23 protein-coding genes, 1 other RNA gene and 1 pseudogene are annotated in these 24,541 nt (G+C 53.3%); 19 read left to right on the top strand and 6 right to left on the bottom strand.

Annotated features, from left to right (window positions below; translation table 11 throughout):
* Positions 1-81: 81 nt before the first annotated feature.
* From clpP to fadM, 7 genes are all read left to right on the top strand, one after another.
* On the top strand, positions 82-705 hold the full coding sequence (clpP, locus tag OGX99_RS07880) for an ATP-dependent Clp endopeptidase proteolytic subunit ClpP (protein WP_003021624.1): 624 nt from the start codon (positions 82-84) through the stop codon (positions 703-705).
* Positions 706-831: 126 nt separating this feature from the next.
* Positions 832-2,106, top strand: coding sequence for an ATP-dependent protease ATP-binding subunit ClpX (clpX, locus tag OGX99_RS07875; RefSeq protein ID WP_003831013.1), 1,275 nt, complete (start codon positions 832-834; stop codon positions 2,104-2,106).
* A 184-nt stretch (positions 2,107-2,290) separates the two neighbouring features.
* Positions 2,291-4,645 carry an endopeptidase La gene (gene lon / locus OGX99_RS07870; protein ID WP_016152052.1) on the top strand — a complete coding sequence of 785 codons (2,355 nt, stop codon included), beginning with the start codon at positions 2,291-2,293 and terminating at the stop codon, positions 4,643-4,645.
* A gap of 190 nt (positions 4,646-4,835) precedes the next feature.
* Complete coding sequence (gene hupB, locus OGX99_RS07865; protein ID WP_219352570.1) at positions 4,836-5,126, top strand: nucleoid-associated protein HU-beta; 291 nt, start codon at positions 4,836-4,838, stop codon at positions 5,124-5,126.
* Between the two features lie 267 nt (positions 5,127-5,393).
* The gene (gene ppiD / locus OGX99_RS07860; protein WP_210904723.1) at positions 5,394-7,268 is read left to right on the top strand and encodes a peptidylprolyl isomerase; all 1,875 of its coding nucleotides are present in this window, start codon (positions 5,394-5,396) and stop codon (positions 7,266-7,268) included.
* A 146-nt stretch (positions 7,269-7,414) separates the two neighbouring features.
* Positions 7,415-7,789 carry a helix-hairpin-helix domain-containing protein gene (locus OGX99_RS07855; protein WP_151218629.1) on the top strand — a complete coding sequence of 125 codons (375 nt, stop codon included), beginning with the start codon at positions 7,415-7,417 and terminating at the stop codon, positions 7,787-7,789.
* A 106-nt stretch (positions 7,790-7,895) separates the two neighbouring features.
* Positions 7,896-8,294 carry a long-chain acyl-CoA thioesterase FadM gene (gene fadM, locus OGX99_RS07850; protein WP_003021636.1) on the top strand — a complete coding sequence of 133 codons (399 nt, stop codon included), beginning with the start codon at positions 7,896-7,898 and terminating at the stop codon, positions 8,292-8,294.
* Between the two features lie 57 nt (positions 8,295-8,351).
* Here fadM and queC read toward each other — a convergent pair whose 3' ends face one another.
* Together queC and OGX99_RS07840 are read right to left on the bottom strand one after the other, a co-directional pair.
* Positions 8,352-9,047: a 7-cyano-7-deazaguanine synthase QueC gene (gene queC / locus OGX99_RS07845; RefSeq protein ID WP_151224863.1), complete on the bottom strand. Its 696-nt coding sequence runs from the start codon at positions 9,045-9,047 to the stop codon at positions 8,352-8,354.
* Positions 9,048-9,111: 64 nt separating this feature from the next.
* Positions 9,112-10,812: an SgrR family transcriptional regulator gene (locus tag OGX99_RS07840; RefSeq protein WP_252837945.1), complete on the bottom strand. Its 1,701-nt coding sequence runs from the start codon at positions 10,810-10,812 to the stop codon at positions 9,112-9,114.
* 145 nt (positions 10,813-10,957) lie between these two features.
* On the opposite strand from OGX99_RS07840, the gene cof reads away from it, so the two are divergent.
* The gene (cof, locus tag OGX99_RS07835; protein ID WP_187252912.1) at positions 10,958-11,776 is read left to right on the top strand and encodes an HMP-PP phosphatase; all 819 of its coding nucleotides are present in this window, start codon (positions 10,958-10,960) and stop codon (positions 11,774-11,776) included.
* Between the two features lie 50 nt (positions 11,777-11,826).
* On the opposite strand, the gene OGX99_RS07830 is transcribed toward cof, so the two are convergent.
* Positions 11,827-12,882 (bottom strand): PLP-dependent cysteine synthase family protein, encoded by a 1,056-nt coding sequence (locus OGX99_RS07830; protein ID WP_252838137.1) that lies wholly within the window; start codon positions 12,880-12,882, stop codon positions 11,827-11,829.
* Positions 12,883-12,998: 116 nt separating this feature from the next.
* On the opposite strand from OGX99_RS07830, the gene OGX99_RS07825 reads away from it, so the two are divergent.
* From OGX99_RS07825 to amtB, 5 genes are all read left to right on the top strand, one after another.
* Positions 12,999-13,457 carry an Lrp/AsnC family transcriptional regulator gene (locus tag OGX99_RS07825; protein ID WP_003021649.1) on the top strand — a complete coding sequence of 153 codons (459 nt, stop codon included), beginning with the start codon at positions 12,999-13,001 and terminating at the stop codon, positions 13,455-13,457.
* Positions 13,458-13,501: 44 nt separating this feature from the next.
* Entirely contained in the window at positions 13,502-15,274 is a 1,773-nt protein-coding gene (locus OGX99_RS07820; RefSeq protein WP_252837946.1) for a SmdA family multidrug ABC transporter permease/ATP-binding protein, read from the top strand.
* Positions 15,267-17,045, top strand: a complete 1,779-nt coding sequence (locus tag OGX99_RS07815) for a SmdB family multidrug efflux ABC transporter permease/ATP-binding protein (RefSeq protein ID WP_187252910.1) — start codon at positions 15,267-15,269, stop codon at positions 17,043-17,045. The genes OGX99_RS07820 and OGX99_RS07815 overlap by 8 nt, the downstream gene beginning before the upstream one ends.
* 202 nt (positions 17,046-17,247) lie before the next feature.
* Positions 17,248-17,586: a P-II family nitrogen regulator gene (gene glnK, locus OGX99_RS07810; RefSeq protein WP_003021657.1), complete on the top strand. Its 339-nt coding sequence runs from the start codon at positions 17,248-17,250 to the stop codon at positions 17,584-17,586.
* 31 nt (positions 17,587-17,617) lie between these two features.
* Positions 17,618-18,904 carry an ammonium transporter AmtB gene (amtB, locus tag OGX99_RS07805; protein WP_151218637.1) on the top strand — a complete coding sequence of 429 codons (1,287 nt, stop codon included), beginning with the start codon at positions 17,618-17,620 and terminating at the stop codon, positions 18,902-18,904.
* Positions 18,905-18,976: 72 nt separating this feature from the next.
* Here amtB and tesB read toward each other — a convergent pair whose 3' ends face one another.
* Positions 18,977-19,837 carry an acyl-CoA thioesterase II gene (gene tesB / locus OGX99_RS07800; protein WP_151218638.1) on the bottom strand — a complete coding sequence of 287 codons (861 nt, stop codon included), beginning with the start codon at positions 19,835-19,837 and terminating at the stop codon, positions 18,977-18,979.
* A 212-nt stretch (positions 19,838-20,049) separates the two neighbouring features.
* On the opposite strand from tesB, the gene OGX99_RS07795 reads away from it, so the two are divergent.
* Positions 20,050-20,619, top strand: coding sequence for a YbaY family lipoprotein (locus OGX99_RS07795; RefSeq protein ID WP_151218639.1), 570 nt, complete (start codon positions 20,050-20,052; stop codon positions 20,617-20,619).
* 31 nt (positions 20,620-20,650) lie between these two features.
* Here the strand turns inward: OGX99_RS07795 and OGX99_RS07790 are convergent.
* Positions 20,651-21,040, bottom strand: a pseudogene (locus OGX99_RS07790) (MGMT family protein).
* Between the two features lie 84 nt (positions 21,041-21,124).
* On the opposite strand from OGX99_RS07790, the gene ffs reads away from it, so the two are divergent.
* From ffs to OGX99_RS07775, 3 genes are all read left to right on the top strand, one after another.
* Positions 21,125-21,221: signal recognition particle sRNA small type (gene ffs, locus OGX99_RS07785), an RNA gene on the top strand.
* Positions 21,222-21,419: 198 nt separating this feature from the next.
* Positions 21,420-21,671, top strand: a complete 252-nt coding sequence (locus OGX99_RS07780) for a hypothetical protein (protein WP_286543125.1) — start codon at positions 21,420-21,422, stop codon at positions 21,669-21,671.
* Complete coding sequence (locus tag OGX99_RS07775; protein WP_151218641.1) at positions 21,668-21,886, top strand: hypothetical protein; 219 nt, start codon at positions 21,668-21,670, stop codon at positions 21,884-21,886. Before OGX99_RS07780 ends, OGX99_RS07775 begins: the two co-directional genes overlap by 4 nt.
* Before the next feature lie 59 nt (positions 21,887-21,945).
* Here OGX99_RS07775 and yczR read toward each other — a convergent pair whose 3' ends face one another.
* Complete coding sequence (gene yczR / locus OGX99_RS07770; protein WP_151218642.1) at positions 21,946-23,373, bottom strand: MocR-like transcription factor YczR; 1,428 nt, start codon at positions 23,371-23,373, stop codon at positions 21,946-21,948.
* A gap of 87 nt (positions 23,374-23,460) precedes the next feature.
* Here yczR and yczE point away from each other — a divergent pair, with 87 nt between their 5' ends.
* The gene (gene yczE / locus OGX99_RS07765; RefSeq protein ID WP_151218643.1) at positions 23,461-24,090 is read left to right on the top strand and encodes a membrane protein YczE; all 630 of its coding nucleotides are present in this window, start codon (positions 23,461-23,463) and stop codon (positions 24,088-24,090) included.
* Positions 24,091-24,154: 64 nt separating this feature from the next.
* Positions 24,155-24,508: a DUF1428 domain-containing protein gene (locus OGX99_RS07760; protein ID WP_151218644.1), complete on the top strand. Its 354-nt coding sequence runs from the start codon at positions 24,155-24,157 to the stop codon at positions 24,506-24,508.
* Positions 24,509-24,541: the final 33 nt, after the last annotated feature.

Here is a 24,541-nt window from a genome sequence, read left to right as displayed (position 1 = left end):
ACTGAGGGACTAGCTGATAATCCGTCCATAAGGTTACAATCAGCACAGCAGGTTTTTTCAAATTTTATCCAGGAGACGGAAATGTCATACAGCGGCGAACGAGATAACTTTGCACCCCATATGGCGCTGGTGCCGATGGTCATTGAACAGACCTCACGTGGTGAGCGCTCTTTTGATATCTATTCTCGTCTACTTAAGGAACGCGTCATTTTTCTGACCGGCCAGGTCGAAGACCATATGGCTAACCTGATCGTGGCGCAGATGCTGTTCCTGGAAGCAGAAAACCCAGAAAAAGATATCTACCTGTACATCAACTCCCCTGGTGGGGTGATCACTGCCGGGATGTCTATCTATGACACCATGCAGTTTATTAAGCCGGACGTCAGCACCATTTGTATGGGCCAGGCGGCCTCAATGGGCGCGTTCCTGCTGACCGCCGGGGCGAAGGGTAAACGTTTTTGCCTGCCTAACTCTCGCGTCATGATCCACCAACCTCTGGGCGGTTACCAGGGCCAGGCAACGGATATTGAAATTCATGCCCGTGAAATCCTGAAGGTAAAAGGGCGCATGAACGAACTTATGGCGCATCATACGGGTCAATCTCTTGAGCAGATTGAACGTGATACCGAGCGCGATCGCTTCCTCTCTGCTTCTGAAGCGGTAGAGTACGGTCTGGTCGACTCGATTTTGACCCATCGTAATTAATGCCCAGCGCGCATGTGTGCCGCTATAATTACCTGGAGCGGCACAACGCTGACTAGCGTCTTGCGCCTGAGAATGGCATTTGCGTCGTCGTGTGCGGCACAAAGAACAAAGAAGAGGTTTTGACCCATGACAGATAAACGCAAAGATGGCTCGGGCAAATTGTTGTACTGCTCTTTTTGCGGCAAAAGCCAGCATGAAGTGCGTAAGCTGATTGCCGGACCATCCGTGTATATCTGCGACGAATGTGTTGATTTATGTAACGACATCATTCGCGAAGAGATTAAGGAAGTAGCACCGCACCGTGAACGCAGTGCGCTGCCGACGCCACATGAAATTCGCAACCATCTGGACGATTATGTTATCGGCCAGGAGCAGGCGAAGAAAGTGCTGGCGGTCGCGGTATACAACCATTACAAACGTCTGCGCAACGGCGACACCAGCAATGGCGTCGAGTTGGGCAAAAGTAACATCCTGCTGATTGGCCCAACGGGTTCCGGTAAAACGCTACTGGCTGAAACGCTGGCGCGCCTGCTGGACGTTCCGTTCACCATGGCTGATGCCACCACGCTGACCGAAGCCGGTTATGTGGGTGAAGATGTTGAAAACATTATTCAGAAGCTGCTGCAGAAGTGCGATTACGACGTGCAGAAAGCACAGCGCGGGATTGTCTATATCGATGAAATCGACAAGATCTCTCGTAAGTCTGACAACCCATCTATTACCCGTGACGTTTCTGGCGAAGGCGTTCAGCAGGCGCTGTTGAAACTGATTGAAGGTACGGTTGCCGCCGTTCCGCCGCAGGGGGGGCGTAAACATCCTCAGCAGGAATTCCTGCAGGTTGATACCTCCAAGATCCTGTTTATTTGCGGTGGGGCATTTGCCGGTCTGGATAAAGTCATTGCTAATCGTGTTGAAACCGGCTCCGGCATTGGTTTTGGCGCAACGGTAAAAGCGCAGTCTGACAAAGCCAGCGAAGGTGAACTGCTGTCGCAGGTGGAACCGGAAGATCTGATCAAATTTGGTCTGATCCCTGAGTTCATCGGTCGTCTGCCGGTTGTGGCAACGCTGAGCGAACTGAGCGAAGAAGCGCTGATCCAGATCCTCAAAGAGCCGAAAAATGCCCTGACCAAGCAGTATCAGGCGCTGTTCAATCTTGAAGGTGTTGATCTGGAATTCCGTGAGGAAGCGCTGGATGCGATCGCCAAGAAAGCGATGGCGCGTAAAACCGGTGCGCGTGGTTTGCGTTCTATCGTCGAAGCTGCGTTGCTCGACACCATGTACGATCTGCCTTCTATGGAAGACGTCGAAAAAGTGGTGATCGATGAGTCGGTGATTGGCGGCCAGAGCAAGCCATTGCTGATTTACGGTAAGCCGGAAGCACAGCAGGCATCTGGCGAATAATTCATCAATTCATACAGACATTTAATTTAAAAGGGGGGATTTTATCTCCCCTTTTATTTTTCCGTAAACATGGCGTTGAATGTGTGGGAAACATCCCCATATACTGACATACATGTTAAAGGTGGTGTGGAGCACAGTCGTACCACCTGATTACCTGGCGGAAACTAAACTAAGAGAGAGCTCTATGAATCCTGAGCGTTCTGAACGCATTGAAATCCCCGTATTGCCGTTGCGCGATGTGGTGGTTTATCCGCACATGGTCATACCCTTATTTGTAGGGCGGGAAAAATCTATCCGTTGTCTGGAAGCGGCTATGGACCATGATAAAAAAATCATGCTGGTCGCGCAGAAAGAAGCGTCAACAGATGAGCCGGGTGTAAACGATCTTTTCACCGTCGGGACCGTGGCCTCTATTTTGCAGATGCTGAAACTGCCTGATGGCACCGTAAAAGTGCTGGTCGAGGGGTTACAGCGCGCGCGTATTTCAGCGCTGTCTGACAATGGCGAGCACTTCTCTGCGAAAGCGGAGTACCTTGACTCGCCTGCTATTGATGAGCGCGAACAGGAAGTGCTGGTACGTACTGCTATCAGCCAGTTCGAAGGCTATATCAAGCTGAACAAGAAAATCCCACCAGAAGTGCTGACGTCGCTGAACAGCATTGACGATCCTGCGCGTCTGGCGGACACCATCGCAGCGCACATGCCGCTGAAGTTGGCTGACAAACAGTCCGTGCTGGAGATGTCCGACGTTAACGAACGTCTGGAATATCTGATGGCGATGATGGAGTCTGAAATCGATCTGCTGCAAGTTGAGAAGCGCATTCGCAACCGCGTGAAAAAGCAGATGGAAAAATCCCAGCGTGAGTACTATCTGAATGAGCAAATGAAAGCGATTCAGAAAGAGCTCGGCGAGATGGACGACGCGCCGGACGAAAACGAAGCGCTGAAGCGTAAGATCGACGCGGCGAAAATGCCGAAAGAGGCAAAAGAGAAAGCGGAAGCAGAACTGCAGAAGCTGAAAATGATGTCTCCGATGTCGGCGGAAGCGACCGTGGTGCGTGGTTACATCGACTGGATGGTACAGGTGCCGTGGAATGCGCGTAGTAAGGTCAAAAAAGACCTGCGTCAGGCGCAGGAAATCCTCGATACCGACCATTACGGTCTGGAACGCGTCAAAGACCGTATCCTTGAGTATCTCGCGGTACAAAGCCGTGTAAACAAAATCAAAGGCCCAATTCTGTGTCTGGTAGGACCGCCGGGGGTGGGTAAAACCTCTCTGGGACAGTCCATTGCTAAAGCTACTGGGCGTAAATACATCCGTATGGCCCTGGGCGGCGTGCGTGACGAGGCTGAAATCCGCGGTCACCGTCGTACCTACATCGGTTCAATGCCGGGTAAACTGATCCAGAAAATGGCCAAAGTAGGCGTGAAAAACCCGCTGTTCCTGCTTGATGAGATCGACAAAATGTCTTCTGACATGCGTGGCGATCCGGCTTCCGCACTGCTTGAGGTGCTGGATCCAGAGCAGAACGTGGCGTTCAGCGATCACTATCTGGAAGTGGACTACGATCTCAGCGACGTGATGTTTGTTGCGACCTCTAACTCCATGAATATTCCGGCCCCGTTGCTGGATCGTATGGAAGTGATCCGTCTGTCTGGATATACCGAAGACGAGAAGCTGAACATTGCTAAACGTCACCTGTTGCCGAAACAGATTGAGCGTAACGCGCTGAAAAAAGGTGAACTGACGGTCGACGATAGCGCCATTGTAGGCATTATTCGTTACTACACCCGTGAAGCGGGCGTGCGTAGTCTGGAGCGCGAAATCTCCAAACTGTGCCGCAAAGCGGTGAAACAGCTGCTGCTTGATAAGTCACTGAAACATATTGAGATCAACGGCGACAACCTGCACGACTATCTGGGCGTACAGCGCTTTGACTATGGCCGTGCGGACAACGAAAACCGCGTGGGCCAGGTGACCGGTCTGGCGTGGACGGAAGTGGGCGGCGATCTGCTGACCATCGAAACCGCCTGCGTACCGGGTAAAGGTAAGCTGACCTACACCGGTTCGCTGGGTGAAGTCATGCAGGAATCCATTCAGGCTGCGCTGACTGTGGTGCGTGCGCGTGCGGAAAAACTGGGTATTAATCCGGATTTTTACGAAAAACGCGACATCCACGTTCACGTTCCAGAAGGGGCGACGCCGAAAGATGGTCCAAGTGCGGGTATCGCCATGTGTACCGCGTTGGTTTCTTGCCTGACCGGTAACCCGGTCCGCGCCGACGTGGCGATGACCGGCGAGATCACCCTGCGTGGCCAGGTTCTGCCGATCGGTGGTTTGAAAGAAAAACTGCTGGCGGCACACCGTGGTGGTATTAAAACGGTCTTAATTCCAGACGAAAACAAACGTGACCTGGAAGAGATTCCGGACAACGTGATTGCCGATCTGGACATCCATCCGGTGAAACGCATTGAGGAAGTACTGACTCTCGCGTTGCAAAATGAACCCTCCGGAATGCAGGTTGTGACCGCAAAATAGTGACCTCGCGCAAAGAGCACTAATAAAAACTGGGCTGGCAGGCCATTTCGGACTTGCCAGCCTTTTTTTGTATAGCTAATTTAGATGACGGATTGGGCTTGCCATCATTAACGGGTGTTGTAAGGGCATGGCAGGCCTGATATAACTGCTGCGCGTTCGCACTTTGAAGGATTCATGTGCGATATAAATTATAAAGAGGAAGAGAAGAGTGAATAAATCTCAACTGATCGACAAAATTGCTGCAGGGGCTGATATCTCTAAAGCTGCGGCTGGACGTGCGTTAGATGCAATTATTGCTTCTGTTACCGAATCTCTGAAAGAAGGTGATGACGTAGCGCTGGTAGGTTTTGGTACTTTTGCCGTTAAAGAGCGTGCTGCCCGTACTGGTCGCAACCCGCAAACAGGTAAAGAGATCACCATTGCCGCGGCTAAAGTACCGGGCTTCCGTGCAGGTAAAGCACTGAAAGACGCGGTAAACTAAGTGATTTCCCCTTTGGGGATGTGACGAAGTACAAGGGCGCATCGACTGATGTGCCTTTTTTATTTGTAATTCCGGTACTTTCTACGTGTTGTGGGCTGACAATTACCCCTGTTTCTTGTCACAATAGGCCTTTGTGCGCAGCGTTCAGGAAACGCTATGCTGCGTGAAGCATATATACTCAAAATCCTTGCCGCCGTTGTTGTGTCAACGCGCAGGCGGCTTGAGAGATAACGCGTATAGTCATCTACAGCGGAGTGTGGTTACACCATGATGGACAGCTTACGCACGGCTGCTAACAGTCTCGTGCTCAAGATTATTTTCGGTATCATTATCGTGTCGTTCATTTTGACCGGCGTGAGTGGTTACCTGATTGGCGGGGGCAATAACTTCGCCGCCAAAGTGAATGGCCAGGAGATCAGCCGCGGGCAGTTCGAGAATGCGTTCAACAGTGAACGTAACCGCATGCAGCAACAGCTGGGCGATCAATACTCCGAGCTGGCCGCGAACGAAGGCTACATGAAAACGCTGCGTCAGCAGGTGCTGAATCGTCTTGTTGACGAAGCGCTGCTGGATCAGTATTCCCGCGAGCTTAAGCTCAATATCAGCGACGATCAGATTAAGCAGGCTATTTTTGCCACGCCTGCTTTTCAGGTCGATGGCAAATTTGATAACAACCGCTACAACGCGATTGTTAATCAGATGGGCATGACCGCGGATCAGTACGCACAGGCATTACGTAATCAGCTTACTACCCAGCAGCTGATTAACGGCGTTGCCGGTACGGACTTTATGCTCAAAGGTGAAACGGATGAGCTGGCAGCGCTGGTTGCACAGCAGCGTATCGTGCGCGAGGCGACAATTGACGTTAACGCTCTGGCCGCGAAGCAGTCTGTTACTGAGCAGGAAATTTCCAGCTACTACGAGCAGAATAAAAACAACTTTATGACGCCGGAACAGTTCCGTGTGAGCTACATCAAGCTGGATGCTGCAGCAATGCAGGAGACGGCCAGCGATGCTGATATTCAGTCTTACTATGACCAGCATCAGGACCAGTTCACGCAGCCGCAGCGTAACCGCTACAGCATCATTCAGACCAAAACGGAAGATGAAGCCAAAGCAGTACTGGACGCGCTGAACAAAGGTGGTGATTTCGCTGCGCTGGCAAAAGAAAAATCTGCTGACATCATCTCTGCGCGCAAAGGCGGGGACATGGGATGGCTGGAAGATTCCACCACCCCGGACGAGCTGAAGAATGCCGGTCTGAAAGAAAAAGGTCAGCTGTCTGGCGTGATTAAGTCTTCCGTTGGTTTCCTCGTTGCGCGTCTTGATGACGTACAGCCTGCGAAGGTTAAACCGCTGAGCGAAGCCCGTGACGACATTGCGGCGAAAGTGAAGCAGGAAAAAGCGCTGGATGCATACTATGCGCTGCAACAGAAAGTCAGCGATGCGGCCAGCAACGATAACGAATCTCTGGCGGGTGCAGAGCAGGCAGCAGGTATGAAAGCGGTTGAAACGGGCTGGTTTAGCCGTGACAGCCTGCCGGAAGAGCTGAATTTCAAACCTGTTTCAGACATCATTTTCAATGGCGGTCTGGTTGGCGAGAACGGAACGCCTGGCAGCAACTCTGACATCATCACCGTGGATGGCGATCGCGCATTTGTCCTGCGTATTGCAGAGCACAAAGCCGAAGCCGTTAAGCCGCTGGCGGAAGTGAAAGAGCAGGTAACTGCGCTTGTTAAGCACAATAAAGCAGTGCAACAGGCGAAGCTGGATGCTGATAAACTGCTGGTGGATCTGAAGGCCGGTAAAGGCGATGAAGCCATGAAAGCGGCGGGTCTGAGCTTTGGTGAAGCGAAAACCCTGAGCCGTACTGGTCAGGATCCGCTGAGCCAGGCTGCGTTTAGTCTGCCTCTGCCGACGAAGGATAAACCGAGCTACGGCGTGGCAAACGACATGCAGGGCAACGTTGTTCTGCTGGCGCTGGACGAGGTGAAAGCCGGTTCTATGCCTGAAGCGCAGAAGAAAGCGATGGTACAGGGGATTACCCAGAACAACGCGCAGATTGTCTTCGAAGCGCTAATGAGCAACCTGCGCAAAGCGGCAAAAATTAAAATCGGTGATGCGCTGGATCAGCAGCAATAACCGAGGCTGCTCGCAAAAAATTGCAAAAAGTTGTATCCCCCAAAGGCCGCTTTCGCGGCCTTTTCCAATTCTGATATTTGCTATTTGTCTGCCGTACTGCACCTCGCTATCGTGATTCCACTGTTAACAAACAAGGAGAAAACAGTATGAAACATGGAATCAAAGCTCTGCTTATCACCCTTTCATTGACCTGTGCTGGCATGGCTCAAAGCGCACTGGCTGCAGAGCCTGTCGCCAAAAGTCAGGCGGTACAAACTAAAGCGGAGACCTCAGGGGCGGCACAAAGCAAAGCCACACTGCCGACTAAGGCAAGCGACGATGAAGGCACCAGGGTAAGCATCAACAGCGCTTCCGCGGAGGATTTAGCGCGAGTCATGAACGGTGTCGGCCTGAAGAAAGCACAGGCGATTGTGAGCTATCGTGAGGAGTACGGGCCGTTTAAAACGGTGGAGGACTTAAAGCAGGTACCGGGTATGGGCAGTTCGCTGGTGGAGCGTAACCTGGCAGTTTTAACACTTTAATAACTTGCACAGCGCTGAAAATTTGCCAGACTAGAGAGGTCATACCAGTTATGACCTCTCTACCCTAAAGTATGTTCTTATAAAAACAACCTAAGGTTTCTGCGCTATGCAAACACAAATCAAAGTCCGTGGTTTTCATCTTGATGTCTATCAGCACGTCAACAACGCCCGCTATCTCGAGTTTTTGGAAGAAGCCCGCTGGGATGGTCTGGAAAACAGCGACAGCTTTCAATGGATGACTGCGCACAATATCGCTTTTGTGGTCGTGAATATAAATATTAACTACCGCCGTCCAGCGGTACTCAGCGACCTGCTGACCATTACCAGCCAGGTTCAGCAATTAAATGGCAAAAGCGGGGTGTTAAACCAGACAATTACCCTGGAGCCGGAAGGGCAGGTGGTGGCAGACGCATTGATAACCTTCGTCTGTATTGATTTGAAAACGCAAAAAGCGCTGCCGCTGGAAGGGGAGTTACGCGAAAAGCTGGAGCAGATGGTGCAGTAGTGGCTGCAAGTGTCTGCAGGCCGGATAAGCAAAGGCTATCCGGCATCACTCAACACATTACTTTAACCCGGTTTTCTGCTTCATTGCCGCCATCACCGCCGGTTTATCTGCAAGATAATGGTTCAGGCCGTTGGCGCGCAGATTACACGCCGCACAGTGTCCGCAACCGTCACCTTTGATGCCGTTATAGCAGGTCAGCGTTTCTTCACGTACCAGATCCAGCTTACCCCAGTAGTCAGCCAGCGCCCAGGTTTCGGCTTTATCGATCCACATCAGCGGGGTTTCAAAGCGGATATTTTTCGCCATCCCCAGGCTCACGGCATGGTTCAGCGCTTTGACGAACTCATCGCGACAGTCCGGGTATCCAGAGAAATCCGTTTCACACACGCCGGTAATGACCGCCTCTGCCTGTACCTGATATGCGTAAATTGCTGCCAGCGTTAAAAACAGAATATTGCGTCCTGGCACAAAGGTGTTGGGAATGCCGTTCGCATCCGGTTCGTAATCAGGTACCGGAATATTATCGCGGGTCAGGCTGCTGACGGCCAGTTCGCTGAGCAGCGTGACATCAAGTACCTTGTGCGCGCGTGCGCCGAGTTTTAAGGCCAGGTCACGTGCGACATCGATCTCAGCGCGATGGCGCTGACCATAATCGAAGGTTACGCAATGTACTTCATCATATTGATGTAGCGCTTGCGCCAGACAGGTCGTGGAGTCCTGGCCCCCACTGAATACAACAACGGCACGTTTCATGGCTTTTCCTGACAAATAACAAAACCCTTATGGTAGCGCCTGGGCGTGTCGCCGACCAGCTTCTTCATGCCAACGGGGGCGGTAGCCAGGCTTCGGTGAACTCAAACCAGCCGCGAGGATTCAGGCGTACGCCGTTCACGCCCGGCGGCGCGCTGATACGATAGTGATAATTGAACAGCGGCGTCAGGGTTGCGTCATGCATCAGCGTGGCGAAAACTTGTTGTAAGGCCGCATGACGATCGTCTTCATCGGCCTGGATTTGCAGGGCATCCAGGGTAGTTTGCAGATGAGTAAATGCTGGTGCGCTCAATACGTGTGACCAGAGTTGATCGCAGCGCAGCCACTGCTCGAGCGTATATTCAGGTGCTTCGCCAATTAATCTGTCGCCCATCATCAGGTCGGCCAGAGCTAAAGGATGCTCGCCATCCCAGTTTTTAGCATTATGAAAAATAAGGGTTAATTCACAGCCGAGCTGTGCCAGCGCCAGTCGAAGCTGTTCAGCCATGGCGTGCAGTTCTACCGGCAGGTGATAAGCCAGCGTCAGTTTTTCCGGTAGCGCTACCTCGTCCAGCTCATCCCATTGTGGGATAGTCCATCCTGGCAACAGCGCATTGCTTGGCGTGATCAGATTTTCATCCACCTCAAGCGTTTGTAGCAGGGAAGAACGATGGATAATATTGACCAGCCGACGGGCCTGCTGCGTATTCAGGCGTGCGCTTTTTCTGAGCGTGAGATAACAAAAACCGAGGCTGATCCCGCTGCTCACCTGGCTTAGCATTGGCAGCTCTTCGGGTTTACCAATTGCAATTTGCACAGGATGGCGACAGCTGGTGCCCAAATCCTGAGAGAACAACTGCGGGGTTATCCAGTATTCAATGGCTTTTAGTAGCGGATGTCTCAAATGGTAGTGATCGTGACTCTCGATACGCACCAGCTCAGGAGTAAATAGTGTCAACCTAAACGGGCCAGTACCCACAACCGGGTATGCAGGATGCGCCAGGTGACTGCTGTAGCTTGCCAGACGATGCGCCAGCCAGTAATCGGGGCGATGCAAAATAAAGGTCAGGCACTGGGGATGCGTCACCTCAATACGCTTTACGCTGATAAACAGCTTATTCAATGCCGGTAGCGCTAACAGCTTCAGCAATTGTTGATGTAGCTGCGTGCTGCTGACCGCATCGCCGTTATGCCAGTACAAGGTGGAACGAATATAGAAATCCCAGCGCAGACCGTCGGCGGAGATATTCCAGTGGTGGGCCAAATCACCGCAGGGGTGTTGCGTATTACTGTCAAACCGGGTCAGGCCAGAGAAAATTTGTCCGGCGAGGTGTTGCTCCGCGCGACCGGGGAGAAATCCAGGGTGCAAAGGGTCAAGCTGGCGGTAATAGGGAATACGCAGGGTTGGCGTGTCGTTTTGCCACTGACCGCCCATAAACGGCTGTAGCAACGTTCTTAATTCTCCCGGTGCCAGTTGAGCCAGCTCCAGCACGCTAAGCTGTTCTCCCTTTTGTAGCGCCTGTTCCATCATGGTGTTGCGCAGGGAATCTGGCGTCACCAAAAAGCGTAACTGCCCGCGTTTCCCGCGTCCCGACTGGGCGTGCCACTCCAGCCAGCCAGCATCCTGAGCTTGCTTTAGCAGGGTGCGTACGTGGCGCTCGCTGCAAAAACAACGTTCGGCCAGTTCCCCTACGGTCACCGACTGCGGTTCGCCGTGCGACGGTTGCCACAGGCGTTGGTACTGGTTCAGGCGATTAAGCAGACGCATTGATACTTGATCCTTCAGGATGGCCCGTTAACGGTTTTTGCGCAGATAAACCCGGAACAATTCATTTTATCTATTCACTATTACTTCCGTATATCTCAGGTGATACTGAATCACAAGTTAACCGCGTCACAGTGTGGAGAAAGAAATGGCTCGTCTGGCTGCATTTGATATGGATGGCACCCTTTTGATGCCGAATCACCATTTAGGTGACGAAACGCTTTCAACGCTGGCGCGCCTGCGTGAACGCGATATCACCCTGACATTTGCCACCGGCCGCCATGTGCTGGAAATGCGCCATATTTTGGGTTCGATCTCACTGGACGCCTTTTTGATCACCGGTAACGGCACGCGCATTCACTCCCAGGAGGGCGATGTGTTGCACCGACAGGATCTGGATCCGAATGTTGCGGATATCGTGTTACATCAGAAATGGGATACCACCGCCAGCATGCATGTCTTTAATGACAACGGTTGGTTCACCGGACAAGAGATCCCCTCGCTGTTACAGGCGCATGTATATAGCGGATTTCGCTACCAGATCGTCGATGTGAAACGTATTCCGGCTCATCAGGTAACGAAGGTCTGTTTCTGTGGCGATCATGAGTCTCTGATCCAATTGCGCATTCAACTGAATGAAGCGCTGGGAGAACAGGCGCATCTCTGTTTCTCCGCGTTTGATTGCCTCGAGGTGCTGCCGCTGGGCTGTAACAAAGGATCCGCGCTGGCGGTGTTGAGTGACCACTTAGGGTATTCAATGGCCGAGTGTATGGCATTTGGCGATGCTATGAACGATCGCGAAATGTTAGGCAGCGTTGGGCGTGGTCTTATTATGGGTAACGCAATGCCGCAACTGATGGCTGAACTGCCTCATTTATCGGTGATTGGGCATTGCCGTAATCAGGCGGTGTCACACTTTTTGACGCATTGGCTGGACAATCCGCATCTACCTTATTCCCCCGAATGAGAGATCCCTTCCAGCAAGCCAGACTTCGCGTCTGGCTTTTTTTTGTCTGCTCAGTGTGTATTCAGCAACTGGGCAAGTTCTGCTTTCCACGGCGTTAAATCACCAATGTGCGCGTCGACCCACTGCGGGTTGTAGTAGGTTTCCAGATAACGTTCGCCGCTGTCACACAGCAGCGTCACCAGTGAACCCGTTTCTCCGGCGTTGCGCATGCGCGCGGCAAGTTGCAGCGTTCCCCACATGTTGGTGCCGGTTGAGGCGCCGACTTTACGACCCAACTGCGTTTCCAGCCAGTGCGCGGTCGCCACGCTTGCGGCATCCGGTACGCGCAGCATTTCATCAACTACGTCAGGAATAAAGGACGGTTCGACACGCGGGCGACCGATGCCTTCGATTTTGCTTCCGACCGGGCTGCGCAATGTCGCATCGCGCTCCTGCCAGAAGGGCAGAAAAACCGAGTTCTCCGGGTCTACTACCATCAGACGAGTGTCGTAGCCCTGACAGCGAATATAACGGCCAATGGTTGCTGAAGTGCCGCCGGTTCCGGCGCTCATTACGATATGACGGGGGACGGAGTTGGGCTCGCACTGCATCTGACGGAAAATGCTGTCGGCAATATTGTTATTGCCGCGCCAGTCGGTGGCGCGCTCAGCATAAGTGAACTGGTCCATGTAATGACCGTTCAGCTCACGCGCCAGCTGTTCAGAGGCTGCATAGATTTCGCAGGCGCTTTCCACGAAATGACAGCGACCGCCGTAAAATTCAATCTGTTCAATTTTACGTTTCGCGGTGCAGGAAGGCATGACGGCAATAAACGGCAGTCCTAACAGTCGGGCGAAATAAGCCTCAGAGACCGCCGTTGAACCGGACGATGATTCAATAATGGTGGTGCCTTCTTTGATCCAGCCATTGCACAGTCCGTACAAAAACAGTGAACGCGCCAGACGATGCTTCAGGCTCCCGGTAGGATGCGTGCTCTCATCTTTCAAATAGAGCTGAATACCCGGAAACGCCGGTAGCGACAGACGAATGAGATGCGTATCCGCAGAACGCTGATAATCCGCGTTGATTTCATTGATGGCGTTTTTAACCCAGGAGCTATTCATAATTAATGGATATCCATTTGTCATTTTGTGCCCAGAATAGCGAAAAGCACGGAAAAAATTGTTGCCATTTAGCCTTTAAAATAGAATGTAAGGAGAAAATTCTTCTCTGTGGAGTGGATATGTTAGACAAAATTGACCGTAAGCTGCTTGGCTTACTGCAACAGGACTGCACCCTTTCTTTGCAGGCGTTAGCAGATGCCGTTAATCTGACTACCACCCCCTGCTGGAAACGCCTCAAACGGCTCGAGGATGACGGTGTTCTGCTGGGTAGAGTCGCTTTGCTGGACCCCGAAAAACTGGGGCTGGGCTTAACCGCGTTTGTGCTGATCAAAACTCAGCACCACAGCAGCGAATGGTATTGCCGCTTTGTTACCGAAGTCACCGGTATGCCGGAAGTACTGGGGTTCTGGCGTATGGCAGGGGAGTATGACTACCTGATGCGAGTGCAGGTTGCTGATATGAAAAGCTACGATGAGTTTTATAAACGCCTGGTGAACAGCGTACCGGGCCTGTCTGACGTCACCTCCAGCTTTGCGATGGAACAGATTAAATACACAACAGCTCTCCCTATTGAATAATTCTCCCGGCGCTTATTGCCGAAAATTTTGTCAGGACATTACGCGTGCGATTATTTGCTCAATTAAGCTGGTACTTCCGCCGGGAGTGGCGTCGCTACCTCGGGGCGGTGGCCCTGCTTATCATCATCGCTATTCTTCAGCTTATTCCGCCGAAAGTGGTTGGGATCATTGTCGATGGGGTAACCACTCAACGCTTCACCACCGAGCGGCTGCTGATGTGGGTGGGAACCATTGCATTGATCGCCGTGGTGGTTTATTTGCTGCGCTATATCTGGCGCGTGCTATTGTTTGGCGCATCCTACCAACTGGCGGTTGAGCTGCGGGAAGATTATTACCGTCAGTTGAGTCGCCAGCATCCAGAGTTTTATCTGCGTCACCGCACGGGCGATCTGATGGCGCGTGCCACCAACGATGTCGATCGCGTGGTATTCGCCGCTGGTGAAGGCGTGCTGACGCTCGTAGATTCTCTGGTCATGGGATGCGCGGTGCTGATCGTGATGTCCACGCAGATAAGCTGGCAGCTCACGCTCATTGCGCTGCTGCCGATGCCGGTGATGGCCTTAATGATCAAGCGTTACGGCGATCGACTCCACAACCGCTTTAAGCTGGCTCAGGCGGCGTTTTCCAGTCTCAACGATCGTACTCAGGAAAGTCTGACCAGTATTCGCATGATCAAGGCCTTTGGTCTCGAGGATCGGCAGTCGGCATTATTTGCCGCAGATGCCGAAGATACCGGTAAGAAAAACCTGCGCGTGGCACGCATTGACGCTCGCTTTGATCCCACAATTTATATCGCCATTGGGATGGCTAATCTACTGGCGATTGCCGGAGGAAGCTGGATGGTGGTACACGGTTCGCTGACGCTCGGCCAGCTCACCAGCTTTATGATGTATCTCGGCCTGATGATTTGGCCGATGCTGGCGCTGGCATGGATGTTTAACATCGTCGAGCGTGGCAGCGCCGCGTACAGCCGTATTCGCGCCATGCTGGCTGAGGCACCGGTGGTGGATGACGGCACAGAACCCGTGCCGGAAGGACGCGGTGAACTGGCGGTGGCGATTCGCGAATTTTGCTACCCGCAAACCACCCACCCGGCCCTGGAAAATGTGAACTTCCAGCTCAATCCAGGGCAAATGCTGGGCATTTGTGGTCCGACCGGCGCGGGAAAAAGTACGGTGTTGTCGCTGATCCAGCGTCATTTTGATATCACCGAGGGCGATGTGCGCTTTCATGATATCCCGCTGACGCGCTTACAGTTGGATAGCTGGCGCAGCCGACTGGCGGTTGTCAGCCAGACGCCATTCCTGTTTTCGGATACCGTCGGCAACAACATCGCGTTGGGACGCCCACAGGCCACGCAAGAAGAGATCGAACATGTGGCGCGCCTCGCCAGCGTGCATGAGGATATTCTACGGCTTCCACAAGGCTATAACACCGAAGTAGGCGAACGCGGGGTGATGCTGTCGGGTGGACAAAAACAGCGTATTTCTATCGCCCGAGCGCTACTGCTGAACGCTGAAATCCTGATTCTGGATGATGCGCTGTCGGCAGTAGATGGTCGTACCGAGCATCAGATCCTGCATAACCTGCGCCAGTGGGGCGAAGGCCGAACCGTGATTATCAGCGCCCACCGTTTATCCGCCCTGACGGAGGCCAGCGAGATTATTGTGATGCAACATGGGCATGTTGCCCAGCGCGGCGAACATGAGGCCTTAGTGCAGCAGCCTGGCTGGTATCGCGATATGTACCGCTATCAGCAACTGGAAGCGGCGCTGTCTGATACACCAGAAATAAACGAGGAGGCGGCTAATGCGTAGTTTTGGGCAGCTATGGCCGACCCTGAAAAGACTGCTGGCGTACGGCTCTCCGTGGCGAAAACAGTTGGCAATTGCGGTGGTCATGCTGTGGGTGGCGGCGGCGGCGGAAGTCAGCGGCCCGCTGCTGATTAGCTATTTTATCGATAACATGGTGGCGAAGAATAATCTGCCGCTGGCAATGGTCGCCGGGCTGGTTACGGCGTATATCGGTCTGCAACTGCTGGCGGCAGGCCTGCATTACGCACAGTCATTGCTGTTTAACCAGGCGGCGGTTGGCGTAGTACAACAGTTACGCACCGACGTAATGGACGCGGCGTTACGCCAGCCGCTGAGCGCCTTTGATACGCAACCTGTCGGGCAGCTTATCTCCCGCGTGACCAATGACACCGAAGTTATTCGCGATTTGTACGTGACGGTGGTTGCAACGGTGCTGCGCAGCGCGGCCTTAATCGGCGCCATGCTGGTAGCGATGTTTAGCCTCGAGTGGCGTATGGCGCTGGTGGCGATGGCCATTTTCCCGGCTGTGCTGGTGGTGATGGTGATTTATCAACGCTACAGTACCCCGATTGTGCGCCGGGTTCGCGCTTATCTGGCGGATATTAACGATGGCTTTAACGAAGTTATCAACGGCATGAGCGTTATCCAACAGTTCCGTCAGCAGGCGCGATTTGGCGAGAGAATGGGCGAGGCCAGCCGTTCGCACTATATGGCGCGTATGCAGACTCTGCGCCTGGATGGCTTTTTGCTGCGTCCGCTGTTGAGCCTTTTCTCGGCGCTGATCCTCTGCGGTTTGCTGATGTTGTTCAGCTTTACCTCTGGCAGCGCCATCGAGGTTGGCGTGCTGTACGCGTTTATCAGCTATCTTGGCCGTTTGAACGAACCGCTGATTGAGTTGACTACCCAGCAATCCATGTTGCAACAGGCGGTTGTCGCCGGTGAGCGAGTGTTCGAGCTGATGGACGGACCACGTCAGCGCTATGGTGACGATGAGCGACCGCTGAAGAGCGGGGACATTGAGGTGGATAACGTTTCATTTGCCTATCGTGACGACAATCTGGTGCTGCAAAACATCAGCCTGTCCGTACCATCGCGCAGTTTTGTGGCTTTGGTCGGACACACTGGCAGCGGCAAAAGTACGCTCGCCAGCCTGCTGATGGGGTACTACCCTCTGACGCAGGGTGAAATCCGTCTTGATGGACGGCCGTTGTCTTCACTGAGCCACAGTGCATTGCGTCAGGGCATCGCGATGGTGCAGCAGGATCCGGTGGTGATGGCAGATACTTTCCTGGCAAACGTCACGCTGGGTCGTGATATCTCAGAAGAACGGGTGTGGCAGGCGCTGGAAACCGTACAGCTAGCGGAACTGGCGCGGGGTCTAAGTGAGGGGATTCATACCCGGCTGGGCGAGCAGGGCAATAATCTCTCTGTTGGGCAGAAACAGCTGCTGGCGCTGGCACGGGTATTGGTTGAAACGCCGCAGGTGCTGATCCTCGACGAAGCCACGGCCAGTATTGACTCCGGCACTGAACAGGCCATACAGCACGCGCTGGCGGCGATACGTGAACACACCACGCTGGTGGTGATTGCGCATAGGTTATCGACGATTGTCGATGCGGATACCATTCTGGTGCTGCATCGTGGGCAGGCGGTTGAGCGTGGTACGCACCAGCAATTACTCGCGGCACAAGGCCGTTACTGGCAGATGTACCAGCTGCAGCTGGCGGGTGAGGAGTTAGCCGCCAGCACGCAAGAGGATTCTGTGCTCGCCTGATAGCGTAGCTCTGATACGACAATCAACAATCTGGTGCAAAAATGTAACGCACTATGCACCGCCATAGTGCGTTTTTTCTTTTTCTCCCTCGACAGTACCCTGTAAGCCTGAACTATTCCGCATTTTTCATTCCTGGCACATCCCTTGCAACATTCAACAGGTGTATCTGCAGCCACTACTGAATTCTGACTGGAGGGGATCTATGAAGCTGGTTACCGTGGTAATCAAACCGTTCAAACTCGAAGACGTCCGTGAAGCATTGTCGTCTATTGGTATTCAGGGGCTAACCGTCACCGAAGTGAAGGGGTTTGGCCGACAGAAAGGTCATGCTGAGTTGTACCGTGGGGCAGAATATAGCGTCAACTTTCTGCCAAAGGTGAAGATTGATGTGGCGATTGCCGACGACCAACTGGATGGCGTGATTGATGTCATCAGTAAGGCGGCCTACACCGGAAAAATTGGCGACGGCAAAATCTTCGTCGCCGAGCTGCAACGTGTGATTCGTATTCGTACCGGCGAAGCCGACGAAGCCGCACTGTAATTTCTGGCACACAGTGATAGGAAACCAAAAAATGAAGATAGCGACGATGAAAACGGGTATTGCTTCACTGGCGCTGCTGCCGGGGCTGTCGATGGCGGCACCGGCTGTTGCGGATAAAGCGGATAATGCTTTTATGATGATCTGTACCGCACTGGTGCTGTTTATGACTATCCCAGGCATTGCGCTGTTCTACGGCGGTTTGATTCGCGGTAAGAACGTGTTGTCGATGCTGACCCAGGTTACAGTGACATTTGCTCTGGTTTGTATTTTATGGGTGGTTTATGGCTACTCACTGGCCTTTGGTGAAGGGAATAATTTCTTCGGCAACTTTAACTGGGTATTGCTGAAGAACATCGCGCTGACGGCGGTCACGGGGAGCTTCTACCAGTACATTCACGTTGCTTTTCAGGGCTCGTTCGCCTGCATCACCGTGGGACTTATCGTTGGGGCACTAGCTGAACGTATTCGCTTCTCTGCGGTGCTGATTTTTGTGGTGGTGTGGCTAACGCTATCCTATATCCCCATTGCCCATATGGTCTGGGGCGGCGGCTTGCTGGCTTCCCATGGCGCCTTGGATTTTGCAGGTGGAACGGTGGTGCACATCAACGCGGCGATTGCCGGCCTGGTGGGGGCGTATCTGATTGGCAAACGCGTCGGTTTTGGTAAAGAAGCCTTTAAACCGCACAATCTGCCGATGGTCTTCACCGGTACCGCTATCCTTTATATTGGTTGGTTTGGCTTTAACGCTGGTTCTGCGGGTATGGCGAATGAAATCGCTGCACTGGCCTTCGTCAATACCGTGGTTGCCACCGCGGCCGCCATCCTCGGATGGATCTTCGGCGAATGGGCGCTGCGTGGCAAACCGTCTCTGCTGGGCGCGTGTTCTGGCGCCATTGCCGGTCTGGTAGGCGTAACACCTGCATGTGGCTATATCGGTGTTGGCGGTGCGCTGATTATTGGTGTCGTTGCGGGGCTGGCAGGTCTGTGGGGCGTAACCATGCTGAAGCGTTTTCTGCGCGTGGATGACCCGTGTGACGTGTTTGGCGTTCACGGTGTGTGCGGCATTGTCGGCTGCATCATGACCGGAGTTTTCGCTGCAAGTTCTCTGGGAGGCGTGGGCTTTGCCGAGGGTGTGACCATGGGGCATCAGCTGCTGATACAACTGGAAAGCGTGGCGATCACCATCGTCTGGTCCGGTGTGGTGGCTTTCATTGGTTATAAGCTGGCGGACATGACGGTTGGTCTGCGCGTACCGGAAGAGCAGGAGCGCGAAGGTCTGGATGTGAACAGCCATGGTGAGAACGCTTATAACGCCTGAATCTCAAACTGCCGGATGGTGCTAAACGCTTATCCGGCCTACGATGATTTAGTCTGTAGGCCGGATAAGGCATCAATTGCGATTACGCATTACCCCTTCCTGGACGGTAGAAGCGACCAGCACGCCGTCCTGGGTATAAAACTCTCCGCGAACAAAGCCCCGGGCACCGGAGGCCGAAGTACTCTCGACGTTATACAGCAGCCACTCATTGATATTGAACGGACGGTGGAACCACATGGAATGGTCAATGGTGGCGATCTGAATCCCTTTCTCCAGGAAGCCAATCCCGTAGGGCTGCAGCGCAACAGGCAGGAAGTTCAGATCTGAGGCATACCCCAGCAGATACTGATGAACGCGCAGATCGTCTTGTAGTGTTCCGTTGGCTCGGATCCACACCTGACGCGCCGGAGGTGCGACGTGACCTTTTAAGGGATTATGAAACTCCACTGGTCGCACTTCCAACGGACGATCGTTAATAAATTTTTCTTTCAACAACGGCGGCAGCAAATGCGCCACTGAGCGGGCAATTTCCGTTTCTGATTTCAGCTCATCGGGACCCGGTGCCTTTGGCATGGTTTTCTGATGTTCAAATCCGTCTTCCGGTGCCTGAAACGAAGCAGTCATGTAAAAAATGGGTTTACCATTCTGGATCGCGGCAACGCGACGTGCGCTAAAGCTGTTACCATCACGCAGGACTTCCACATCATAGATGATCGGCTTTTGGCTATCGCCGGGGCGTAAAAAATAACTGTGAAAGGAGTGCACCAGGCGCTCTTCCGGTACGGTTTCTTTTGCGGCATATAGCGCCTGACCGACAACCTGTCCCCCAAAAACCTGACGTAACCCTAAGTCTTCACTTTGGCCCCGAAAGAGTCCTTCTTCAATTTTTTCCAGATTTAACAATGTCAGCAAATTTTTCAGTGCCAGACTCATACGTGCTCTCCAGGTGATATCGATGTCGCAGCGAGGTAGGCAGAGTATAACGCAATTTTAAAAGTGGTCCGATGGGTGCAATTGTCTGAATTACTGGCCGATTACAGGCAAAACCAGCTGTCATGTGCCACACTTAGTCACGTTATGTTTTTGTTAACCACTCTTCTGGCGAGGAAAGTTCTCGCTGGTGCATAGATGATAAGGAGAATTTAATGAAACTCGTGCACATGGTAAGTGGTTTAGCGGTTGCGGTCGCTTTAGCGGCCTGTGCTGATAAAAGCGCGGATATTCAGACACCTGCGCCAAGCCCTAATACGTCAATTGCTGACACACAGTCTAAAATTCAACAGCCGAATGTCTCCGGTACAGTATGGATCCGTCAGAAAGTGGCCTTGCCACCTGATGCGGTGCTGACCGTGACGCTGTCGGATGCGTCACTGGCTGATGCGCCGTCAAAAGTGCTGTCGCAAAAAGCGGTTCGTACTGAAGGTAAGCAAGCACCGTTCAGCTTCGTATTACCGTTTAACCCGGCAGATATTCAGCCTAACGCGCGTATCCTGCTGAGTGCGGCCATTACGGTTAATGACAAACTGGTCTTTATCACCGATACCGTTCAGCCGGTGATTAATCAGGGTGGTAAGAAAGCCGACCTGACGCTGGTGCCTGTGCAGCAAACGGCAGTACCGGTTCAGGCGAGTGGTGGCTCTGCAACCACGGTGCCGTCAACGTCACCAACCCAGATGAATCCGTCTTCTGCGGTTCCTGCTCCCACGCAGTACTAAGGTTTTCATAACCCTCTCCGCCTGGGGAGGGTTAGTACACCCAGCGATAGTGCTGTAAATCGATCTGTCCGCTTCCTGAAACCACGATCCCTTCTGCCAGTAACGCCTGACGTTGGCGTTGCAGGTCAGGCCCAGTCAGCGAAATAATACCATGGCGATTGACCACCCGATGCCAGGGCAGGCTACTCCCTTCGGGAAGACGTTTAAGCACGCCGCCTACCTGACGCGCAGCCCGAGGCGATCCCGCAAGCCTGGCCACATCGCCATAAGTGGTGACGAAACCTTCGGGAATTGACGCGACAATTTGCCAGACGCGTTGGGGGAAAGTGTCTTGTATATCCATCATTTATTCCTGCGCTAATCCTTCAGCATAATGCCGAATGGTGAAGGAGTGAAGCCGCATTGCGCAAGAAAACAGCATCCGGTGCTGGATGGGTTGCAATTACAGGGTGCAGCAGTGATAATGCGCCTGCGCGTTGGTTAACAACGCTCTCAATGGGGGCTCTGTTGGTTCTCCCGCAACACTACTCTGTTTACCAGGTCAGGTCCGGAAGGAAGCAGCCAAGGCAGATGACGTGTGTGCCGGGATGTAGCTGGCAGGGCCCCCACCCAATTCTGCCGTCCGGCAATTTTCCTTCTGCTTATCTACTTTTTTTGTCATCGTATTGTCATTTTAATGTCATCAAATGCTGTCAATGTGTTTCGGGGATGTTATTTGATGCTTTTGCCGCTGCCATCGCGTTGTAATGCCATGGGTCTTGCATCCGATGTGTTTTGGCTGACCACAAGGATTTTTTACGATGTCGACCGCTGTATTGAATGTCAAAATTGATGAGGCGCTAAAAGAAAAGCTTCGCTATTACGCTGAAGTACATAACGAGAATTTAAGTATCGCAACGGAAAAACTGCTGCTAATCGCATTTTCCGCCGTTGAAGAGGCAGGAGTCTCTGCTGAGGATATCGATAGCCAGCATACGGAAGAATCCGTAGTTGACGCTCTGACTCCTAAAGAAATCAAAGCATTGCGAAAGTTGCTGAAGAAGAAAAAATGAAACAACAACCGCTCTCAACCGCCTGTAATTACAGCGAAGCCTGTGAAATGCTGCGCTCCGGTTATGTGAAACATGTTCGTTTGAGCTGGAATGTCGGCAGCGATGAGTTCTTTCGTATTGCCTCCGACTGGTGTGATGCAGGGGCAAAAATTAAAAAAGATGGTGAGAATTTCGTCATTTCGCTGAAGGGATTTCCGGTTCCCCCTCAGCGGTAATATTGCCGGGACTTCCTCGTCCATTGCGGCATTCCTGGGCGAGTCCGTTGACTCGTCGCTTAGATTATTTTACGCATTTTCCCGCTGCTGGCCTGTAAACGCAGATTATCCCAAATGGGTTGCAATACTCTGAAGGCGGCGCGCGCAGTGTCACCCGGTAACGTGAAGGGCATACGCAAAAAGCGATCGAATGCGCCATCAAGGCCAAATCGCGTACCGGTACCCAACTGGATGCCAGCGCTTTCGACGCGCGTGGCAAAGAGCGTTGCCAGCGTATCGGGTAGTTCAACCCAGAAAGAGAGTCCTCCCTGTGGCTGGGTAAATTGCCACTCCGGGAAATGTGAGTTCATCAGGCTCGAGCACAAGTCTCGCTGCGATGTGAGCAGGCGTCTTCTGCCAGGAAGAAAGTCGGCGGCGTTATCCAGCAACCAGCTGGTGGCGAGTTGTTCCAGCACCGGAGAGCCCAAATCGAAGGTGTCGCGGGTTTGTACCAGCGCGGCAATGGTACGCGACGAGGCCCGAATCCAGCCCAAACGTAATCCGCCCCAAAAGCTTTTCCCTGCCGAACCCAGCAGAATTATCGGTGCATCGCGATTGAATGCAGCAAGTGGCGGTGGAGGCGGGGCGTCATACCACAGGTTCACCATGGTCTCATCGACCACCAGTGTAGTGCGCGTCCTTTCAGCAATATCCGCCACGACCTGACGAGTTGCGGCGTCCATACAGCGGCCGGTCGGGTTGTGAAAGTCCGGCATCAGATAGGCCATTCTCGGGGCGGTTTGCGCGAGAGTGGCAACCAGACCCGCCGTATCCCAACCGTGCTCAGGCAGCGACACGCCAACGGGGCGACATGACGCCCCTTGTATTGCTGCAATCGCCAGCGGATAAGTGGGATGATCGACCACTACGCGATCGCCGGGACCGGTGAGTAAACGCAGGATCAGCGCCAGTCCGCTGACCGCGCCGTTCACGACCATTATTTCATCGGGCTGTGTCGGGAGTCCGCGTTCGCAATAATGCCGGGCGATGGATTCACGCAAAACAGCCAGTCCCTGTGGCAGATACCCAGAGCTGAGCAAATGCTGCGGCATCGCAAACAGCGCTTGCTGGTAAGCCTGGTGAATTTCAGGGCCAGCACTCAGTGCCGCCGTGGACAAATCAAGCGCTGTGCCGGTGCTGGTTCGCGTTGGCACATGGCGAATGTGTTCCGGCAGGATCACCCGTGAGCCGCTCCCATGACGACTTTCCAGATATCCCTCTTCACGCAGTTGCGCCATGGCGCTGGCGACGGTGGTTCGACTTACTTCCAGAACGGCGGCGAGCTCGCGCTCACCGGGCAAGCGACTATCCAGCGCCAGTCGACCATCAAGGATCAGCAGACGTAATGCTTCCGCCAGTTGTCGCCAGATAGGCGTTCGTGAGGGGCTTTCCTGCCAGTGCCCGAGCAGGCGCTGCAAAGATTGACTTCCGTAACGGCGAGATGACATAACAGTCCACTTTTTGAAAACTGGACATTAATCATAGTGCCAATTGCGGTGAAGATGAAAGCCATCTGAGAGTAAGAGGGAAATAACATGCTGCGTCGTTTACTTCAGCTGTTTATCGGGCTGACGCTGTACGGTGTGTCGACGGCGATGTTTGTCCGTGCCGATCTAGGGGCCGATCCGTGGAACGTATTTCACCTGGGCGTGGCAAATTTAGTGTCGATGAATATCGGTGTCGTGATTATCGCCGTGGGCGTAATGGTGCTGCTGGCATGGATACCGCTACGCCAGCGCCCGGGTTTTGGCACGTTGAGCAACGTGATTATGATCGGGCTGGCGGCAGATGTCGCGCTGGTGGTGATACCGGGATTTGAATCCCTGATGGCGCGCAGCGGGCTGCTGGTGTCAGCGGTGATCCTGAATGCGTTAGCCACCAGTCTGTACATTGGCGCCGGTTTTGGCGCAGGCCCGCGTGACGGTCTGATGACTGGTATTCACGCGCGTACCGGCTGGCCAGTACGACGAATTCGCACCGCAATTGAAGTGTCTGTTTTGCTTATCGGCTGGCTGCTGGGGGGAACCGTTGGGGTTGGGACGGTGCTGTATGCGCTGGCTATCGGGCCGCTCATTCAGATTTGCCTGCCGTGGTTTCGCCATCAGCCGCAGTCGCGAATCCGTCCCAGGAATGCGCCTGGGGCACGATCGTCTGCTGGCGACTAAACTTAGTCTCGACTGACGCGGCCGGAATCGGCTTGCCGCGCAGTACACTTCGGAGGTTTTTCTCATGAAGTATGTTGATGGCTTTGTGGTTGCCGTACCCGCTGAAAACAAGGAGGCGTACATTGCGATGGCGGCAAAAGCAGCTCCGCTTTTCAAGGAGTTCGGCGCATTGCGCGTGGTGGAGTGTTGGGCAGATGATGTTCCCGACGGCAAACTGACCGATTTTCGCATGGCAGTGAAAGCCCTGGATCATGAAGAGGTGGTATTCAGTTGGATTGAATACCCTTCCAAAGAGGTCCGTGACGCGGCGAATCAGAAGATGATGTCCGATCCCCGGATGAAGGAATTCGGGGAATCTATGCCATTTGATGGCAAGCGGATGATCTACGGTGGATTTGCGCCCATCATGGAAGAGTGATGTGACTGGCTGTGCGGCGTGCCGCCAGCCATC

Origin of the sequence: Citrobacter sp. Cu096 (assembly GCF_030332285.1) — a bacterium.
Classification (GTDB): Bacteria; Pseudomonadota; Gammaproteobacteria; order Enterobacterales; family Enterobacteriaceae; genus Citrobacter; species Citrobacter meridianamericanus.
Note: the sequence above shows the minus strand (reverse complement) of the source record. Positions and strands in the feature narration are given on the sequence as shown.

What these genes read in the sequence shown, in the direction of transcription:
- OGX99_RS07825 (WP_003021649.1), top strand. Translation starts at nt 12,999, where the DNA reads ATGTTAGACAAAATTGACCGTAAGCTGCTTGGCTTACTGCAACAGGAC.
- glnK (WP_003021657.1), top strand. Translation starts at nt 17,248, where the DNA reads ATGAAGCTGGTTACCGTGGTAATCAAACCGTTCAAACTCGAAGACGTC.
- clpX (WP_003831013.1), top strand. Translation starts at nt 832, where the DNA reads ATGACAGATAAACGCAAAGATGGCTCGGGCAAATTGTTGTACTGCTCT.
- OGX99_RS07840 (WP_252837945.1), bottom strand. Translation starts at nt 10,812, where the DNA reads ATGCGTCTGCTTAATCGCCTGAACCAGTACCAACGCCTGTGGCAACCG.
- tesB (WP_151218638.1), bottom strand. Translation starts at nt 19,837, where the DNA reads ATGAGTCTGGCACTGAAAAATTTGCTGACATTGTTAAATCTGGAAAAA.
- yczE (WP_151218643.1), top strand. Translation starts at nt 23,461, where the DNA reads ATGCTGCGTCGTTTACTTCAGCTGTTTATCGGGCTGACGCTGTACGGT.
- OGX99_RS07775 (WP_151218641.1), top strand. Translation starts at nt 21,668, where the DNA reads ATGAAACAACAACCGCTCTCAACCGCCTGTAATTACAGCGAAGCCTGT.
- clpP (WP_003021624.1), top strand. Translation starts at nt 82, where the DNA reads ATGTCATACAGCGGCGAACGAGATAACTTTGCACCCCATATGGCGCTG.
- ppiD (WP_210904723.1), top strand. Translation starts at nt 5,394, where the DNA reads ATGATGGACAGCTTACGCACGGCTGCTAACAGTCTCGTGCTCAAGATT.
- lon (WP_016152052.1), top strand. Translation starts at nt 2,291, where the DNA reads ATGAATCCTGAGCGTTCTGAACGCATTGAAATCCCCGTATTGCCGTTG.
- amtB (WP_151218637.1), top strand. Translation starts at nt 17,618, where the DNA reads ATGAAGATAGCGACGATGAAAACGGGTATTGCTTCACTGGCGCTGCTG.
- OGX99_RS07815 (WP_187252910.1), top strand. Translation starts at nt 15,267, where the DNA reads ATGCGTAGTTTTGGGCAGCTATGGCCGACCCTGAAAAGACTGCTGGCG.
- OGX99_RS07855 (WP_151218629.1), top strand. Translation starts at nt 7,415, where the DNA reads ATGAAACATGGAATCAAAGCTCTGCTTATCACCCTTTCATTGACCTGT.
- queC (WP_151224863.1), bottom strand. Translation starts at nt 9,047, where the DNA reads ATGAAACGTGCCGTTGTTGTATTCAGTGGGGGCCAGGACTCCACGACC.
- OGX99_RS07795 (WP_151218639.1), top strand. Translation starts at nt 20,050, where the DNA reads ATGAAACTCGTGCACATGGTAAGTGGTTTAGCGGTTGCGGTCGCTTTA.
- yczR (WP_151218642.1), bottom strand. Translation starts at nt 23,373, where the DNA reads ATGTCATCTCGCCGTTACGGAAGTCAATCTTTGCAGCGCCTGCTCGGG.
- OGX99_RS07780 (WP_286543125.1), top strand. Translation starts at nt 21,420, where the DNA reads ATGTCGACCGCTGTATTGAATGTCAAAATTGATGAGGCGCTAAAAGAA.
- fadM (WP_003021636.1), top strand. Translation starts at nt 7,896, where the DNA reads ATGCAAACACAAATCAAAGTCCGTGGTTTTCATCTTGATGTCTATCAG.
- cof (WP_187252912.1), top strand. Translation starts at nt 10,958, where the DNA reads ATGGCTCGTCTGGCTGCATTTGATATGGATGGCACCCTTTTGATGCCG.
- OGX99_RS07760 (WP_151218644.1), top strand. Translation starts at nt 24,155, where the DNA reads ATGAAGTATGTTGATGGCTTTGTGGTTGCCGTACCCGCTGAAAACAAG.